This is a genomic window from Amycolatopsis sp. lyj-108 (genome assembly GCF_046549005.1).
Taxonomy (GTDB): Bacteria; Actinomycetota; Actinomycetes; order Mycobacteriales; family Pseudonocardiaceae; genus Amycolatopsis.
In genome coordinates, this window is record NZ_JAJPWQ010000001.1 from 1,076,719 (window position 1) to 1,092,312 (window position 15,594).

Sequence of the window (15,594 nt, forward strand, 5' to 3'; positions counted from 1 at the left end):
CCGTGGCCCGCGTTGTCGTGACCGGGGTCGGCCCGGTGTCGAGCATCGGGATCGGGATAGCCGCGTTCGCCGAGGCGCTGCGCACCGGCCGATCCGGGATCTCGCCCATCACCAGCTTCGACCCGGCCGGGTTCCCGCACCGGAACGCGGGCGAGGTCCAGACCTTCGATCCGGGTGCCCATCTCCGCCGGGTCGACCCGGCGGGGTGGGGCCGGTCCAGCCAGTTCGCGGCCGTCGCCGCGCGGCTGGCGCTCGCCGACGCCCGGCTCGACCTGACGTCGGTGGCGCCCGGGCGTGCCCACGCGATCATGGGCACCACCAGTGGTGAGTCCGCGGTCGCGGAGGCACTCACCGCGCAGATCATCGAGGGCGGTTTCGCCGCGCAGGACCCGGCCCTGCTGACCCAGCTGCCCGCCAACCGGCTGGCGAACGCGGTCAGCGAGGAGCTGGGCTTGTCCGGCGAGTCGCTGACCATCGCGACCGCCTGCTCGGCCAGCAACTACGCGATCGGCTACGCCTACGACCTGCTGGCAGGCGGCGAGGCCGACGTCGTCTTCGCCGGCGGCGCCGATTCGGTGTGCCGCTGGGCGCACGCCGGGTTCTACCGGCTCGGCGCGCTGGCGAAGGACGCCTGCACCCCGTTCGACAAGGACCGCGCGGGCATCCTCACCGGCGAGGGTGGCGCCGTGCTCACCTTGGAAACCTACGACCACGCCCGGAAAAGGGGCGCCACGGTCTACGCGGAACTGCTCGGGTACGGCGTCAACTGCGACGCCATCCACCCGGTCACGCCGGACGCGCCGACGGTCGCGGAATGCATGCGCATCGCACACCGCAACTCCGGCATCTCACCGTCCGATGTGGACTACATCTGCGCGCACGGCACCGGCACGCAGGTGAACGACCTGGTCGAGAGCAAGGCCGTGATCGAGGTCTTCGGCGAGCGCCCGCCGCCGATCAGCTCGATCAAGTCGATGCTCGGCCACACCATGGGCGCGGCCTGCGGCTTCGGGGCGATCGCCTCGACCATCGCGATCGACCGCGGTTTCCTGCCGCCCACGGTCAACTGGACCACCGCGGATCCGGAACTGGGCGTCGACCCGGTGCCGAACGCGGCCCGCGCGGCGAACGTGCGGGTGGTCCAGAACGACGGTTTCGCCTTCGGTGGCAACAACGCCATCGTGATGTTGGGAGCGCCAGAATGAGCGGTGTGGTGGTGACCGGCTGGAGCGCGCTGACCTCCGCGGGCGTGGGCGTGGACGCGCTGGCGAAGCGGCTCGCTCTGGCCGAGGCGGGCCAAGTCGAAAAAGGCCACGAGATCGGCGACCTCTACGAAGAGCCGCTGCCCGCGACGAGCGGGCACTTCCTCAACAGCTTCAGCCCACGCGAACACCTGGGGCGCAAGGGGACCAGCACCTACGACCGGGCCACCGGGCTGGCCGTGGTGTGCTGTCAGGAGGCGTTGCGCGAGGCCGGGGTCTCCCTCGACGACGAGGTCCGGCCGCGGATCGGGGTGGTGCTCGGGACCTCGCTGGGCAGCTTCAAGTCCACCAGCGACTACACCCGCGAGACCCTGGTGCAGGACAAGCCGTACCTGGTCAATCCGATGCTGTTCCCGAACACGGTGATGAACTGCGCCGCCGGGCAGGTCGCCATCCGGTTCGGCCTCCGCGGGGCGAACACCACCATCGCGGGCGGCACCCTCGGTTTCCTCAACGTGCTGCGGTACGCCGGCAACGCCATCGAGCGCGGTCACGTCGACGTCGTCGTCGCGGGCGCGGTGGAGGAGTTCACCCCGCACCGCGCGTGGGCGACCCATCTGACCGGGGCGACCGACGTCGTCGCCGCCGGTGAGGCGGCCGGGATGTTCGTGCTGGCCAAGGAGAACACCCCGGAGTGGGCGGGCACGCGGCAACGCGCCGGTGTCCTCGCGGTCGCGACGGCCTACGGGCCGGGCGGCGGTGAGGCGGCCGAGACCGCACTCGCCGGATGTGTGCACCGCGTGCTGGCGAAGGCGGGCGTCGACGCAGCCGAAGTGTCCACTGTGTACACCGGTGAGGTCGAAGACGGCGACGAGCGCGAGTACGGCCCGATCGTCCGAGCGCTGGGCCACCGCCCGGAGCGGGTCATGGTCAAGCGGCTGTTCGGCGAATGCGACGCGGCCTCCGGCGCGGTGGCGCTGGGTGTCCTGCTTGCCGAAGACCGCGATGCCCGCCCCGGCGGGCTGAGCCTGCTCACCGCGCGGGGCGCGGACGGTGCCGTCGGCGCCGCCATCGTGAGGAGGTACGCCGATGGCGGTCTTGATCGCGGGTAGCGCGGTGCGCACCTGCCTCGGTTCGGGAGCGGAGACGTTCGACGGTCTGCTCCGCGGCGCTTGCGGCGTCTCACCGCTGCGATACGGCGACTCCGGACAGCTGAACGTGGCCTATGGCTACCACGCCGAGCTGGACGGTGAGCCGTTCCGCGCGGGACGGCTCCTGGCCGAATGCCTGAAGGAAGCGGTCGAACAGTCCGATGTGGATACCGCGACGCAACGGGTCGCCGTCCTCGTCGGCACGGGACTGCGCGAGTTGTCCGCGGTGGAACGGCTGGCGCTCACCGGTGAGCCGGTGTCCGCCGGACGGCTGGACTTCGCCGACGTCGTGGCGGAAACGCTACCCGGCGCCGCATACGTGACCACGGTCGTCAACGCGTGCAGTGCGGGCGGCCATGTCCTCGCGCTCGCCCAGGACATGCTCGAACTCGGCGAATGCGACGCCGTCGTGGTCGCCGCCGCCGACGCGATGACGCGGTCGATGCTCGCCATGGTCGGCCGCGTCGCCGAGACGCCGACCGAACGTGTCCGCCCGTTCGACCGCGAGCGCACCGGCGTACTCCTCGGCGAGGGCGCGGCGGCGCTCGTCGTCGTGCCCGAGAGCTGGGACGGCCCGGCGCTCGGCCGGGTCGCCGCGACCGGCCTCTCCTGCGACGCCCACCACGCCACGGCGCCGGACATCGAGGGCATCGCCCGCGCGATGTCCGACGCCTACACGCGTGCGGACCGCGCACCGTCCGATGTGGACCTCGTGGTCGCACACGCGACCGGCACCGCGCTCAACGACCCGGTCGAATGCGAGGCGATGCGGAAGGTCGTCCTCGGTGGCGGCGGGAATCCGCTCGTCACCGCGGTCAAGGGTTCGACCGGCCACACCTCGGGCAGCGCCGCACTGGTCAACGTGGACGTCGCACTGCGGATCTTCGCCTCCGGCGAGGTTCCCGCGGTCGCCGGCCTGACCGACCCGCTCGACGAGGGCATCGGATTACGGCTGGTCATCGGGGACACCGTCACCGCACGGCCGGATCTCGTGCAGGTCAACTCGTTCGGCTTCGGCGGGGTCAACGCCGTCACCCTGTTGGAGCGCGTATGAAAACCCGGTTGCTGCTCACCGGCTGGAGCCTGCACCTGCCGGGGATCGCGGAGTTCGACGGCGCGCCGCCGGAGAAGGCCGCCACCGTACTCGGGCGGAAAGGCCTGCTGTACAAGGAACCCTCGACCCGGCTGGCGTTGTGCGCGGTGCATCGCGCGCTCGGCTTCGAACCAGGGCACCGGGTCACCGGGCCGATCGAGACCGGCACCGCCGTGGTCGCGTGCAGCAACCTCGGCAACGTCGAGACGGTCGCGAAGGTCACGCGCGCGGTCGAGGCGGAAGGCGGCCGCGGGGTGAGCGTGCTCGACGCGCCCAACGTGTCGCCGAACGTCGTGGCCAGCACGGTCGCGCTGTGGTTCGGCTTCGGCGGCCCCAACCTGATGCTGTGTTCCGGCAGTACGGCCGGGCACGCCGGGCTGCGGATGGCGAGTCTGCTGCTGCGCTCCGGCCGGGCCACCCGGGTGGTGCTCGTCGGCGCCGAACCGGAGGACGAGATCGCCTCGATCCTGCACGACGGACCGCTGCGCTCCGGGAGCGCCTGCGTGATCCTCGAGCCCTGGCGCGAGAAAGCTGGCCACCTGGTCGTCGACGTCGACCCGGGGGAGGCCGCGCCGCTGCCCCGGCGCACGGTCGGATCCGGCGGTTTCGACGTCAAGGAACGGTGGGGCGACTTCTACGGCGCGCACGGGGTCGTGGAGCTCGCGCTCGCCGCCCACCTCGCCGTGGCGGAAGGCGAAGGCCGCGTGGGCATCGGCCCGCACCGGCCGGACGGCGGGCCTTCGGTTTCGGTCGCCGTCACAGAGCACAGCGATGAGATGGGGTACCGGTGAACGGTTCGGCGGTGAAGGCGCACACGATCTCGCCCGGCAGGCCCGGTGCGCCGCTGGTGCTGTTCGCACACGGGATGGAAGGCCACTGGAAGAGCTGGACGCCGCTGGCCGCGCATCTCGACCAGGGCTATCGGGTCGTTTCGCTGGAGCTGCCGTGGAAGGCGGGCAACGACTTCCGCTGGCGCAACCGCTCCTTCGGCAAATGGCTCGGCGACGGCCTGGACATGGTCGGCGCCACCCCGGACGTCCTCGTCGCGCATTCGTTCGGCGCCAACGCCGCGCTGGACCTGATGTGCCGGCTCGACCCGCGCGTCGGTTCGTCGGTGGCGTTGTTCTGCCCGTTCTACCGGCTGCCCCGGTTCGAGGTGACGTGGCGGATGTTCGAGCGCTCGCGCGAGACGTTCACCGCGCACGTCGGTGAAGGGGTCCGCGCCCGGCTTGGCAAACGAGCGGCCACTTTGGACCCCGAGGTCGTCGACGGCATGGTCAAGATCGCGTTGAACCGCGCCGGGCCGCTCGGCTTCGCGGCAGTGTTCGACCGCTACGCCGCGAGCGCCGACCTCCAGCTCGGCAACGTCGAGATCCCGACGAAGGTGCTGGTCGGCGGTATGGACCCGACGCTGCCCGCCGAATCGGCGCGCGCTCTCGCCGACGGCATGCCGGGGGCGACGCTGCACACGCTCGACCGCGGCGACCACTTCTTCCACGTTCGCTACGCCCGGTACGCCGCGGCCGAGGTGACCGGCCTCGTCGAAGACGTCCGGACCATTCCGAAGGTAGGTGAGCTCCGATGACCGCAGTCCTGCGGCCAAGCCGGACCGTCACGCACGGCCGCCCCGCGTTCGAGGGCGCCAACATCCGCACCTGGATCGGTTTCAAGCACTTCATGTACCTGGTCGAGCAGGGTGTCCTGCAGTGGCTGCGCGACCAGGGCACGAGTGCGCGCGACCTGTTCCTCGAGCACGGCCTCGGCGCGGAGATCGTGGACTGCTCGGTGCAGCTGCCCGCGGTGCTGGAACTCGACGACGAGGTCGAAGTCGAGGTCACCCCCGGCCGCGGCGACAAGCTGAACGTCCAGCTCTCGGTGGTCCGCGACGGCGAGAAGGTCACCGTGCTGCGCGGCAAGGTCACCGTCGCGCTGGTCCGCGAGCGGGCGGCCGACAACACGGCGGCCGCGCCCGAGGCGTTGGCGCATCTGGAGGTCCCGGCGCTGACGTCCACAGTGGAGCGGGTCGCGATCCCGGCGGGCGAGACCGCCGAGTCGGTGCTGACCGCGGTGCCGGGCGCGTTCCTGTGGTCCTGGCGGGCGCCGTACTTCTACTGCCACTACTCCGACCGCGTCCAGCACTCCGGTTTCGTCCGGACGCTGGAAGAGGTCGTCGACCGCTACCTCGCCGAACGCGGCATCTCCGTCGGCCGCATGCTGTCCGAACGCGCGTGGATCCCGGTCGTCTCCCGCGCCCGCGTCCGGCTGCTGGAGGACGCGCGTATGGAGGAGACGGTGCACACCGTGTTCACCGTCACCGACATCCTGCGCGGGGTCATGTTCGACGGCCGCATGGACTGCTACGTCCAGCGTGGCCAGGAGCTGGTCCCGGTCGCCACCGCCCAGATCCTGCACGGCTACGCCATCGCGGCAGGCCCTGGCGCGGGCGGGATGGCCCAGCTGGACGAGGGTGTCGTGCACGCGTTGATCGGGGACCGGGCGTGACCCGGCCCGCCAAGCTGTACTTCTCGCTGCGCAGCCCGTACAGCTGGCTCGCGATCAACAAGCTGCGCGCCGAGGTGCCCGGCGCTCTCGAACAGCTGCAATGCTTCCCGTACTGGGATCCGGACACGGTGACCGGCGCCGGCCTCGACGAACGCGGCGGCGAGTTCCACTACGTGCAGATGAGCCGCGCGAAGCATCTGTACATGCTGATGGACACCAAACGGATCGCCGAGCAGCAGGGCCGCAAGATGGCCTGGCCGATCGACATCGAACCGTGGTGGGAGCTGCCGCATCTGGCCTGGCTGCGTGCCCGCCGCGAGGGTGTCGAGTGGCCGTTCTACGACGCGCTGAACGAGGCGCGCTGGGGCCGCGGCGAAAACATCTGCGAGCCCGGCATCGTGCGTGCGGCGGCCGAGCGGGCCGGACTCGACCCGGAGCTGGCCGTGGGCGCCGTCGACGACCCGGAGATCCGCGCCGAGGGCGTCGAATGCCTCTACCAGGCCTATCTCGACGACATCTTCGGCATCCCGTACTTCAAATGGGGTCGCCACCGCTTCTGGGGATTCGACCGGCTGGACGGCTTCCTCGGCGTCTGGCAGCCCACGGTCCGAGAGGAGCGAGCGGCATGAGCGACGACCAGGAGGCCACGGTCACCGAGCTGCCCACCGACCAGTGGTACGGCGTACCCGCCGAACTGCTGGACGAGGGCGCCGCCTACGACTGGGACAGCCCGGGCGGCTGCGGATGAGGACCGTCGAAGAGGAACGGCTCTACCGCAAGCAACGCCTGGCGGCGACCATGCGGCTGTTCGCGGTACGCGGTTTCGACGAGGGCGCGGGCGGGCACGTGACCGCCCGCGACCCCGGCGACCAGGACCGGTTCTGGATCAACCCGTTCGGTGTCCACTTCGGTCACGTCCGGGTCAGCGACCTGCTGCTGGTCGACAGCCGGGGTGAAGTCGTCGAAGGCGACGGGAGGATCAACCCGGCCGGGTTCGTCATCCACTCGCACGTCCACGCGGCACGTCCCGACGTCGTCGCGGTCGCGCACGCGCACTCCACCTACGGGCGCGCGTGGGCCACGCTGGGCCGCAAGCTCGACCCGATCACCCAGGACGCCTGCGCGTTCTACGAGGACCACGAGGTCTTCGACGAATTCGGCGGCGTGGTGCTGGATTCCGACGAGGGCAAGCGGATCGCGGTCCGCCTCGGCACGGGCAAGGCGGTGATCCTGCGCAACCACGGGCTGCTCACGGTCGGCGGCACGGTGCAGGAGGCGGCCTGGTGGTTCACCACCATGGACGGCTCTTGTCACGTGCAGCTGCTCGCGGAGGCGGCCGGGAAGCCGGTGCCGATCGAGCCCCGGGTCGCGCGGCACACCGCGTCGATGATCGGCACGCCGGGGATGGGGCGGCTCAACTTCCGGCCGCTGTACGCCGATCTCGTGCGCACGCAACCGGACTTGCTGGATTGAGGGGAAGGTCATGCCGACGCTACTGAACGACTACATCGCCGAGGACGGGGCCGGGATCGCGATCGTCGACGAGGCGGGCGCGGTCGGGTGGCGGCTGCTGGGGGAGCGGGTGAACCGCTGGATCGCGCTGCTGCGTGACCGCGGGATCGGCGAGGGTGACCGGCTGGCCTGCGTCCTCGGCAACCGCCGGGAGACCTTCGAGGTCCTCCTGGCGTGCCTGCACTCCGGGATCACCGTGGTACCGATCAACTGGCATCTCACCGATCCCGAAATCGCTTACATCGTCTCGGATTCCGGGAGCAAGGCGCTGGTCGTCGAGCCCTCGTACGCCGAGACGGCCGGCCGTGCGGTGGCACGGTCCACGGGGGAATGCGCGACGCTGATCGTCACCGGCTCCGCGGACGAGGCCGGTTTCGAAGCGGCGGAACCGTTGCTGGCGCGGATGTCGTCGGCCGAACCCGAGGCACAGACCTGCGGCGCCACGATGTTGTACACCTCGGGCACGACGGGCGCACCCAAAGGCGTGGTGAACGGCCTTTTCGTCGTCGGCGCGCCGTTCTCCCGGGTGGTGAAACTGACCCGGTACGCGCACGTCGTCCTGGACGTCCCGTCGCGCGAACGATGTCTGCTCGACGGTCCTTGGTACCACTCGTCCCAGCTGTTCTTCTCCCTGCTCGGGCTGCTGCTCGGCTCGACGCTGGTGATCCGCCGGTCGTTCGACCCCGAGTCCACATTGGACATCATCGACCGCGAGCGGATCACCGCCGCGCATCTGGTGCCCACCCAGTTCATCCGTCTGCTGCGGCTGCCCCCGGAGGTCCGCGCGCGGTTCTCGGGGGCGAGCCTCGGCCGCGTGTGGCACGGCGGCGGGCCGTGCCCGCCGGACGTCAAGCGCCGGATGATCGACTGGTGGGGCCCCGTGCTGACGGAGTACTACGGCGCCACCGAGGGCGGTGCGGTCACGATCGCCGGCTCACGCGACTGGCTCGCGCATCCCGGCAGCGTCGGCAAGGCCATTCCCCCGAACGAGATCGTGATCCTCGGCGAGGACGGCACCCCGCAACCGACCGGCGCTTCCGGGCAGGTGTTCGTCCGGCGTGTCAAAGGCAAGAGTTTCTCGTATCACAACGCCCCGGAGAAGACGCGGTCCGCGCATCTGGAACCGGGCACCTTCACCTTCGGCGACGTCGGCCACCTCGACGAGGACGGCTTCCTCTATCTCACCGGACGCGCGCAGGACATGATCGTCTCCGGCGGGGTCAACGTGTACCCGGCCGAGATCGAGGCCGTGCTGCTCAACCATCCGGTGGTCCGGGACGTCGCCGTCATCGGCGTCCCCGACGACGAGTTCGGTGAACGGGTCGCCGCCGTCGTCGAGGTCACCGACGATGCCCCAGCCGACCTGTTCGCTCTGCTGGACCCGTTCTGCCGCGAGTCCTTGGCGGGTTTCAAAACCCCGAGGACGTATCACGTCATCGAGCGGCTGCCCCGTGAGGCGACCGGCAAACTCCGCAAGGACGTGCTGCGCAAGAGCTTCGCCGCGATCGGCATCGAGCGGCCCGACATCGCGCATCCGGCGACGTTCGCCGACGGCGTGCCGCATGCGGAGTTCGCCCGTCGTCGCGAGACCGAACCGGTGGCCTGGACCCCGGAACCGTTACTCACGCGGCATTCCAGCGCCGGCCGCACCACCCAGCGCGGCTCCGGCTACTGGGCGGTGACGCGCTACGACGACGTCTACTCGGTGTCACGGCGGCCCGAGGAGTTCTCGTCCGCGGCCAAGGGCGCCTTCCTGCCCGACCCGCGCACGCCGGGCGACCTCAAACAGACCCGGCAGCTGCTGGTCAGCATGGACGGCCCTGAGCACGTCCGGATCCGCCGTCTGGTCGCGACCGTGTTCACGCCCAAATCCGTCCGCGGGCTGAGCGACAGCATCGCCGGGCACGCGCGGCGGCTGGTGGAAAAGGTCACCGGCGGCGCCGAGTTCGACGCCGTCGCCGACTTCGCCGCCGAGTTGCCGCTGCTGGTCCTGTGCGATCTGCTCGGGTTCCCGCCGGACGACCGGCACCTGCTCTACCGCTGGAGCAACGCGCTGGTCGGCTTCGACGACCCGGAGTTCGGCGGCGGCGACGTCGAGGCGTACCGCCGCACCTTCGCCGAAGCGTTCGCCTACGCGATGAAGCTCGGCATGTCCCGGCGCGAGACCCCGACCGACGACCTGATCAGCAGGCTGGTGAACGCCGAAGTCGACGGGAAGCACCTGAGCGACCGCGAGTTCTGCAGCTTCTGGCTGCTGCTGGTGGTGGCGGGCAACGAAACCACCCGTCACCTGATCTCCGGTTCGCTGGAGGCGCTGGTGAACAACCCCGCGGAACGGGACCGACTGGTGTCCGGCGAAGTGCCGGTGGCCACCGCGGTCGACGAGCTGATCCGCTGGGTCACGCCGATCATGCAGTTCCGCCGCACCGCCGTCCGGGACACGGAGATCGCCGGGCAGCCCATCGCCGAGGGCGACAAGGTCGTCGTCTACTACACCTCGGCCAACCGCGACCCGGCGGTGTTCACCGACCCGGACCGGCTCGACCTCGGCCGCGATCCCAACCCCCACCTGTCGTTCGGGATCGGTCCGCATTTCTGCCTCGGCGCGCATCTGGCCCGGCTGGAGATGTCGACGCTGCTGACCGAACTGCTGCCGCATCTGTCCCGCCTGCGCCTGACCGGGCCGGTGACCCGGCTCGAATCGAACTTCGTCAACGGCGCCAAGTCCATGCCCGCGCGCTTCGTGTCTGCAGGTGAACCCGGCGGGTGAATCGGCGCAGCGGGTCCACGCGCATGGTGACTTTCCGGAAGAACCTCAGCTCCGCCAACAGGCCCTTCGGATGATTCCACGAGAAAGGGAGGCCGTCGTGCCCTCGAAACCTGTCCAGCCGAGCCGTGCGGGAACGGTCCCCTGGCCCGCCGACCTCGTCGAGCGCTATGTCGCCGAAGGCCACTGGAAGGGCCAGGCACTCGCTTCGCGCTTCGTGACCGCCGCCGACGCGACCCCGGACGTCGAAGCGCTGACCGACGGTGACTTCCGGCTGACCTACGCCGAACTGCTGTCCCGTGTGGACGGTGCCGCGCAGCGGCTGCGCGCGCTGGGCCTCCGGCCCGACGACCGGCTCCTGATGCAGCTGCCCAACGGCTGGGAGTTCGTCGTGCTGACGCTGGCGTGCTTCCGGCTCGGCGTGATCCCGGTGATGGCGCTGATCCAGCACCGCAGGCACGAACTGTCCTACCTGGCCGAACTGTCCGAGGCGCGCGCGATCGCCGTGCCGGACCGCGTGAAGGACTTCGACCACCAGGAACTCGCGGCCGGGATCGCCGCCGGGGCCGAGACGATCGAGCACGTCATCGTCGCCGGTGACGTCCGCGACGGCCACGTCGACCTGCGTGCCCTCTGTGCCCCGGCGCCGGATGCGGCGGCGGCACGCGCCGAGCTCGACGCGGTGGCCCCCGACCCGCGTTCGGTCGCGCTGCTGATCCTTTCCGGTGGCACCACGGGTCTGCCGAAGCTGATCGCGCGCACCCACGACGACTACGCCTGCTACGTCGACGGATCCGCCGACGCTTTCGGTTTCGACGCGTCTTCGGTGTATCTCGCCGTGCTGCCGTTCGGGCACAACTACCCGCTGAGCGCGATCCTCGGCGTGCTGTGGGCGGGCGGCCGCGTAGTCGTCTCGCCGTCGCCGTCCGCGCGTGACTCGCTCGGCGCGATCGAGACCGAACGTGCCACGGTGACGTCGGTGGTGCCGGCGATCGTGGTGCGCTGGCTGGAGTACCGCGAGGCCGACCAGCACCACGACCTGTCGTCGTTCCAGGTGCTGACGCTCGGCGCCGCGCGGCTGCAGGACCAGCTGGTCCGGCAGATCAGCTCGGTGTTCGGCTGCACGTTGCAGCAGGGCTACGGAATGGCGGAGGGGCTGACCAACCTCACCCGGCTGGATGACCCGTTCGACATCACCTGCGACACCCAGGGCCGCCCGATCAACCAGGCCGACGAACTGCGCGTCGTCGACCCCGACGGGAATCCGGTCCCGCCGGACGAGCAGGGCGAACTGATCACCCGCGGCCCGTACACGATCCGCGGCTACTACCGCGCGCCCGAACACAACGAGCGCGCCTTCACCCCGGACGGCTGGTACCGCACGGGCGACGTCGTGCGGCTGCGCCCGGACGGCTACGTCGTCGTCGAAGGGCGCACCAAGGACGTGATCAACCGCGGTGGCGAGAAGATCGCGGCCGAGGAGGTCGAATCCTTCGCCTACCAGCTCGACTCGGTGGAGATGGCGGCCTCGGTCGCGATGCCGGATCCGGTGCTGGGGGAGCGCGGCTGCCTCTACGTCGTGCCGACACCCGGCAATTCCGTCGCACTGCAAGACGTCATCGACGTCATGGAGACGGCGGGGGTGGCCCGGTTCAAACTGCCGGAGCGGCTCGTCGTCGTCGACGCGATGCCGCGCACGCCGATCGGGAAGATCGACAAGAAGGTCCTGCGCGCGGACATCGCGCGACGCCTCGAAGAAGAAGCCGCCTGAGCCGGTCTCGTGAGTGGTAAGGACGGTTCTGGTGGTCTCGCACCGGAACGGTGATGAGGGCGAGAGGGGAGGATTTGGGACGTTCAACGTCCCAAATCCTCCCCTCTCGACCGGCCGTGCTTGATCAACGGAGGATCGGGGCGTTGAGCGTCCACAAGGGATACTTCAAGCGTGAGGGCACCACCACGCCACCTTTGCCTTACCCCTCAAAAACGTCCTTACCACTCACGAGGTTTTCCTCGCAGAATGGGATAAGACGTAGCCCATACAGCGGTGCGAAGCTTGCGAGGCAGCCGGTTACTGGTCTGGGTTCCGCCGCGTGACGTGGAAATGCTCGAACGCGGTTCACCCCCATCGCTTTTGGGAGAAAGGACGCACAAATGAGCGTTACCGCAACGCGGACTGGCGGGCCGCCCGCAGCCGCGGAAAAGCCAGCCAAACAACGCTATCTCGCCGTCGACGGCCTGCGCGGGGTCTGCGCGCTGGCGCTGCTCTTCACGCACGTCGCGATGATCGCGGGAGTGCTCGGCACCAAGGAACTCGGCGGCACGATCGCTTCGACCAGCGCGGTCGGTGGCTTCTTCACCGGCGGGTTGCAGATCTTCGCCGGCGTCTTCTTCGTGCTCACGGGCATGTTCGTCTACCAGGGCTTCGCGAAGTCGATCATCAACGGCACTCCGCGCAAACGCGAAGGCACGGTGATCCGGCGGGTGCTGCGCCTGCTCCCCGCGTACTACGCGATGTACCTCGTGGTGCTGGTCGCACTGAACCTCCAGCAGGTCGAGAACCTGTGGGACGTCCTCCGTCCGATGCTGCTGCTGCACATCTACGACTGGGACGGCTGGAGCAACGGCATGGAGATCACGTGGACCGTGCCGGACATGGCGCAGTTCTACCTCCTGCTCCCGCTGCTCGCCTGGGCCACCTTCAAGTTCGCCTCCCGCGGCAAGACCGCGCGGGCGCGGGCGTACCGGATGATGCTCCCCGTGCCGCTCCTGTTCGCGGCCGGTATCGCCTGGCTGCTGTACTCGCAGATGAACGGTCTCGGCACCCGCGCGCTGTTCTGGTACCCGATGGGCCTGATGCCCGAGGTCGCGATCGGTATGATCATCGCGATCTGGCTGGAGCTGCAGAAGGCGTCGCCCCGGGATACGCCCAAGCTGCTCGCTTTCGCCGGCCGCCACCGCGTCCTGTTCCTGGGTATCGCGCTGACCTGCCTGCTCATCAACTGCGCCCGTCCCGGCAGTGAAATCGGCATGGACGACTACTACAGTCTCACCGCGCTCGGGATCTTCTACGGCCTCTTGGCCATTCTCTCGGCGAGCCTGTTGCTTTCGATGGTCGCGCCGGGACCCGAGTCGCGCCTCATCCGTGCGGTGTTCACCAACCGGGTGATCCTGTTCATCGGCAAGATCTCCTATGGCGTCTACCTGTGGCAGTTCGCGGTGATGCATTTCTATCTGCAGAAGCCGGACGCCTATTTCAACGGCGAGCCGATGCCGTTGATGATGATCCGCGCCGGTACCGGGTTCTGGGAGCTGCAACTGGTGACACTGGTCGGCACGATCATCCTGTCGACGATCTCGTACTACCTGTTGGAACGCCCCCTGATGAACTGGGGCGAGCGGGTCATCAAGCGCCGGGCCGCCCGCAAGGCTGCCGCGGTGCCGCCACCGCGTGGGGAATCGGTTTCGGTGTAGTCCTTTCGCCATCGGACCCTTCCGGCCTGGCGTCCGCCGCAGCGGACGCCAGGCCGTTCCCGCATTCGCTTTCCGGAGGTTCGTCGTGTCCTTTTCCGCCCCCTTGAAAGGTTTCCAGGTCCACTGTGGAGGGTCAGGCCCGGCCGTCGAGACCGCTCTCGATCGGCTGCGGATGCTGGAGGCCGAAGTCGATCGAGAGCGGCCCAGGGGACTCAGCCTGAGCGGGCCGGGTGTCTCCGTCGAGGCGGGTTTGCGCGGGCCGTTCCCGGAGAACCTCGTGCAGGCCGACTGCGGGATCATGGCACTGCACGGACGGTCCGAGGCGCAGCCGCGCCCGCTGGGCATCGACTATGTTTCGGTGCTCACGGGAATCGCCGCCGTCCAGGGCATGCTGGCCACGACTTTGGCTCAGCTGCGCGGAAATCCGGTGGCCCGGGTCGATCTGGGCGCGGACGCCGTCGCCTTGCTCGCGGTCGGGCAGTACATCGCCGCCGCCACCGCGGACGAGGATCCCGAGGGACCGGAAGGAACGCCATCGGCAGCGCGGCCGCCGTTCGTCTCCAGCGACGGGATCGCGTTCGAGGTCGAAGCCTTCAGCGGTGAGGCGTGGCAACGGTTCTGGACCTCGTTGGGCACACCGGAGCGAGCGATCGGCCGGGGCTGGCGACCGTTCCTCCTCCGCTACGAACGTGCGTCGGTGTCGCTCCCGCGCGAGCTGCACGAGGCGGCCGAGTCCACGTCGTTCGAGGAAATCCGCTCGATCGCCGCGTCGACCGGGATGCACGTCTGCCCGCTGCGGACGGTGACCGACCGGCGTGCCGATCCTGATGCGGGCCTGCCGCCGTGGTCCTTCCGTGCCGGACGTGCGGCGCCGCCCGGATCCGGGGCCACCGCCGGTCTGCCGCTCGCCGGAATCCACGTCGTCGAGTCGACGCGCCGGGTGCAGGGCCCGCTGGCGACCCGGCTGCTGTCGATGCTCGGCGCGACCGTCACCCGGATCGAACCGCCGGGCGGCGACCCCTTGCGGGGCATGCCGCCGATGGCCGGCGACTGCTCGGCGAAGTTCCGCGTCCTCAACGACGGCAAGCGGGTCGCCGAGATCGACTTCAAGCAGGCGGAGGGCCGTGCCGAAGTCCTGGACCTGATCCGCGACGCCGACGTCTTCCTGCACAATTGGGCGCCCGGCAAGGACATCGAGCTCGGCCTGGACGCGGCCACCATGCACGCGGTGAACCCCGGGCTGGTCTATGCGGCAGCGTGCGGCTGGGGTGACGCGCTGGGGAAGAACCCGCCCGCCGGCACGGACTACATGGTCCAGGCCTACTCCGGGGTGGCCGACGCGCTGACGCCCGCCGGGGCACCGCCGCGTCCGACGTTGATGATCATGGTGGACGTCGCGGGCGGATTCGTTTCGGCGGAAGGGATCCTGGCCGCGCTGGTGGCGCGTCAGCGTACCGGCCGCGGTGGCGCGGTCACGACGTCGCTGCTGGCCGCGGCCGACGCCCTGCTGCACGAGCCGTCGTCGCCCGCCACCGTCGACGGCGTCTTCCCCGCGGCCGACGGGCTGCTCGCGATCGTGACCGACGACATCGACACGCTGTGTTCGCTTCTCGACCTTTCCTTGCCCTTAAGCGAAGAACTGCCGGACGCGATCACCAAGGCGCTGGGCACAAGGCCGGTGGCGGACTGGGAACGGAGGCTGGGCCCGATCGCGGTGCCCGTCCGGCGCGACCTCGGCACGCTCGTGGCACGCCATCCCGGGCGGTTCGAGCGGAACGGATGCGCGATCGCCACTTCACCGTGGGCCTTTTCTTGAGCCGTGGCAGCGCAGGAGATGTCCACCCAGTGAGAACGCTGCGACCATCAGGTGCGAACAGTGGTCCGGTCGGCGGAGGA

The 15,594-nt window shown here is 69.9% G+C and carries 13 protein-coding genes; all 13 read left to right on the plus strand.

From position 1 onward, the window contains the following. The first annotated feature begins 2 nt into the window (after positions 1-2). The 13 genes from ACLJO0_RS05265 to ACLJO0_RS05325 all read left to right on the plus strand — a co-directional run bounded on the left by ACLJO0_RS05265 (position 3) and on the right by ACLJO0_RS05325 (position 15,514). Entirely contained in the window at positions 3-1,205 is a 1,203-nt protein-coding gene (locus tag ACLJO0_RS05265; protein WP_410576785.1) for a beta-ketoacyl-[acyl-carrier-protein] synthase family protein, read from the plus strand. Next, a complete protein-coding gene (locus ACLJO0_RS05270) occupies positions 1,202-2,314 on the plus strand; it encodes a beta-ketoacyl synthase N-terminal-like domain-containing protein (protein ID WP_410576786.1) in 1,113 nt (370 codons plus the stop codon). Before ACLJO0_RS05265 ends, ACLJO0_RS05270 begins: the two co-directional genes overlap by 4 nt. Then, complete coding sequence (locus tag ACLJO0_RS05275; protein WP_410576787.1) at positions 2,292-3,407, plus strand: beta-ketoacyl synthase N-terminal-like domain-containing protein; 1,116 nt, start codon at positions 2,292-2,294, stop codon at positions 3,405-3,407. Before ACLJO0_RS05270 ends, ACLJO0_RS05275 begins: the two co-directional genes overlap by 23 nt. Beyond that, the gene (locus ACLJO0_RS05280) at positions 3,404-4,237 is read left to right on the plus strand and encodes a beta-ketoacyl synthase N-terminal-like domain-containing protein (RefSeq protein ID WP_410576788.1); all 834 of its coding nucleotides are present in this window, start codon (positions 3,404-3,406) and stop codon (positions 4,235-4,237) included. The genes ACLJO0_RS05275 and ACLJO0_RS05280 overlap by 4 nt, the downstream gene beginning before the upstream one ends. After that, positions 4,234-5,031, plus strand: a complete 798-nt coding sequence (locus tag ACLJO0_RS05285; RefSeq protein WP_125792130.1) for an alpha/beta fold hydrolase — start codon at positions 4,234-4,236, stop codon at positions 5,029-5,031. The genes ACLJO0_RS05280 and ACLJO0_RS05285 overlap by 4 nt, the downstream gene beginning before the upstream one ends. Beyond that, positions 5,028-5,948, plus strand: a complete 921-nt coding sequence (locus ACLJO0_RS05290; RefSeq protein WP_410576789.1) for a thioesterase — start codon at positions 5,028-5,030, stop codon at positions 5,946-5,948. The genes ACLJO0_RS05285 and ACLJO0_RS05290 overlap by 4 nt, the downstream gene beginning before the upstream one ends. After that, a complete protein-coding gene (locus tag ACLJO0_RS05295; protein ID WP_125792132.1) occupies positions 5,945-6,577 on the plus strand; it encodes a 2-hydroxychromene-2-carboxylate isomerase in 633 nt (210 codons plus the stop codon). The genes ACLJO0_RS05290 and ACLJO0_RS05295 overlap by 4 nt, the downstream gene beginning before the upstream one ends. Next, on the plus strand, positions 6,574-6,696 hold the full coding sequence (locus ACLJO0_RS05300; RefSeq protein WP_255431239.1) for a hypothetical protein: 123 nt from the start codon (positions 6,574-6,576) through the stop codon (positions 6,694-6,696). Before ACLJO0_RS05295 ends, ACLJO0_RS05300 begins: the two co-directional genes overlap by 4 nt. Further along, a complete protein-coding gene (locus tag ACLJO0_RS05305) occupies positions 6,693-7,421 on the plus strand; it encodes a class II aldolase/adducin family protein (protein WP_410576790.1) in 729 nt (242 codons plus the stop codon). The genes ACLJO0_RS05300 and ACLJO0_RS05305 overlap by 4 nt, the downstream gene beginning before the upstream one ends. A gap of 10 nt (positions 7,422-7,431) precedes the next feature. Further along, positions 7,432-10,230 (plus strand): cytochrome P450, encoded by a 2,799-nt coding sequence (locus tag ACLJO0_RS05310; RefSeq protein WP_410576791.1) that lies wholly within the window; start codon positions 7,432-7,434, stop codon positions 10,228-10,230. A 97-nt stretch (positions 10,231-10,327) separates the two neighbouring features. Next, positions 10,328-11,998 (plus strand): (2,3-dihydroxybenzoyl)adenylate synthase, encoded by a 1,671-nt coding sequence (locus tag ACLJO0_RS05315; RefSeq protein WP_410576792.1) that lies wholly within the window; start codon positions 10,328-10,330, stop codon positions 11,996-11,998. Positions 11,999-12,378: 380 nt separating this feature from the next. Next, positions 12,379-13,698 carry an acyltransferase family protein gene (locus ACLJO0_RS05320; RefSeq protein ID WP_410576793.1) on the plus strand — a complete coding sequence of 440 codons (1,320 nt, stop codon included), beginning with the start codon at positions 12,379-12,381 and terminating at the stop codon, positions 13,696-13,698. An 85-nt stretch (positions 13,699-13,783) separates the two neighbouring features. Beyond that, the gene (locus tag ACLJO0_RS05325; RefSeq protein WP_410576794.1) at positions 13,784-15,514 is read left to right on the plus strand and encodes a CoA transferase; all 1,731 of its coding nucleotides are present in this window, start codon (positions 13,784-13,786) and stop codon (positions 15,512-15,514) included. Positions 15,515-15,594 lie beyond the last annotated feature (80 nt).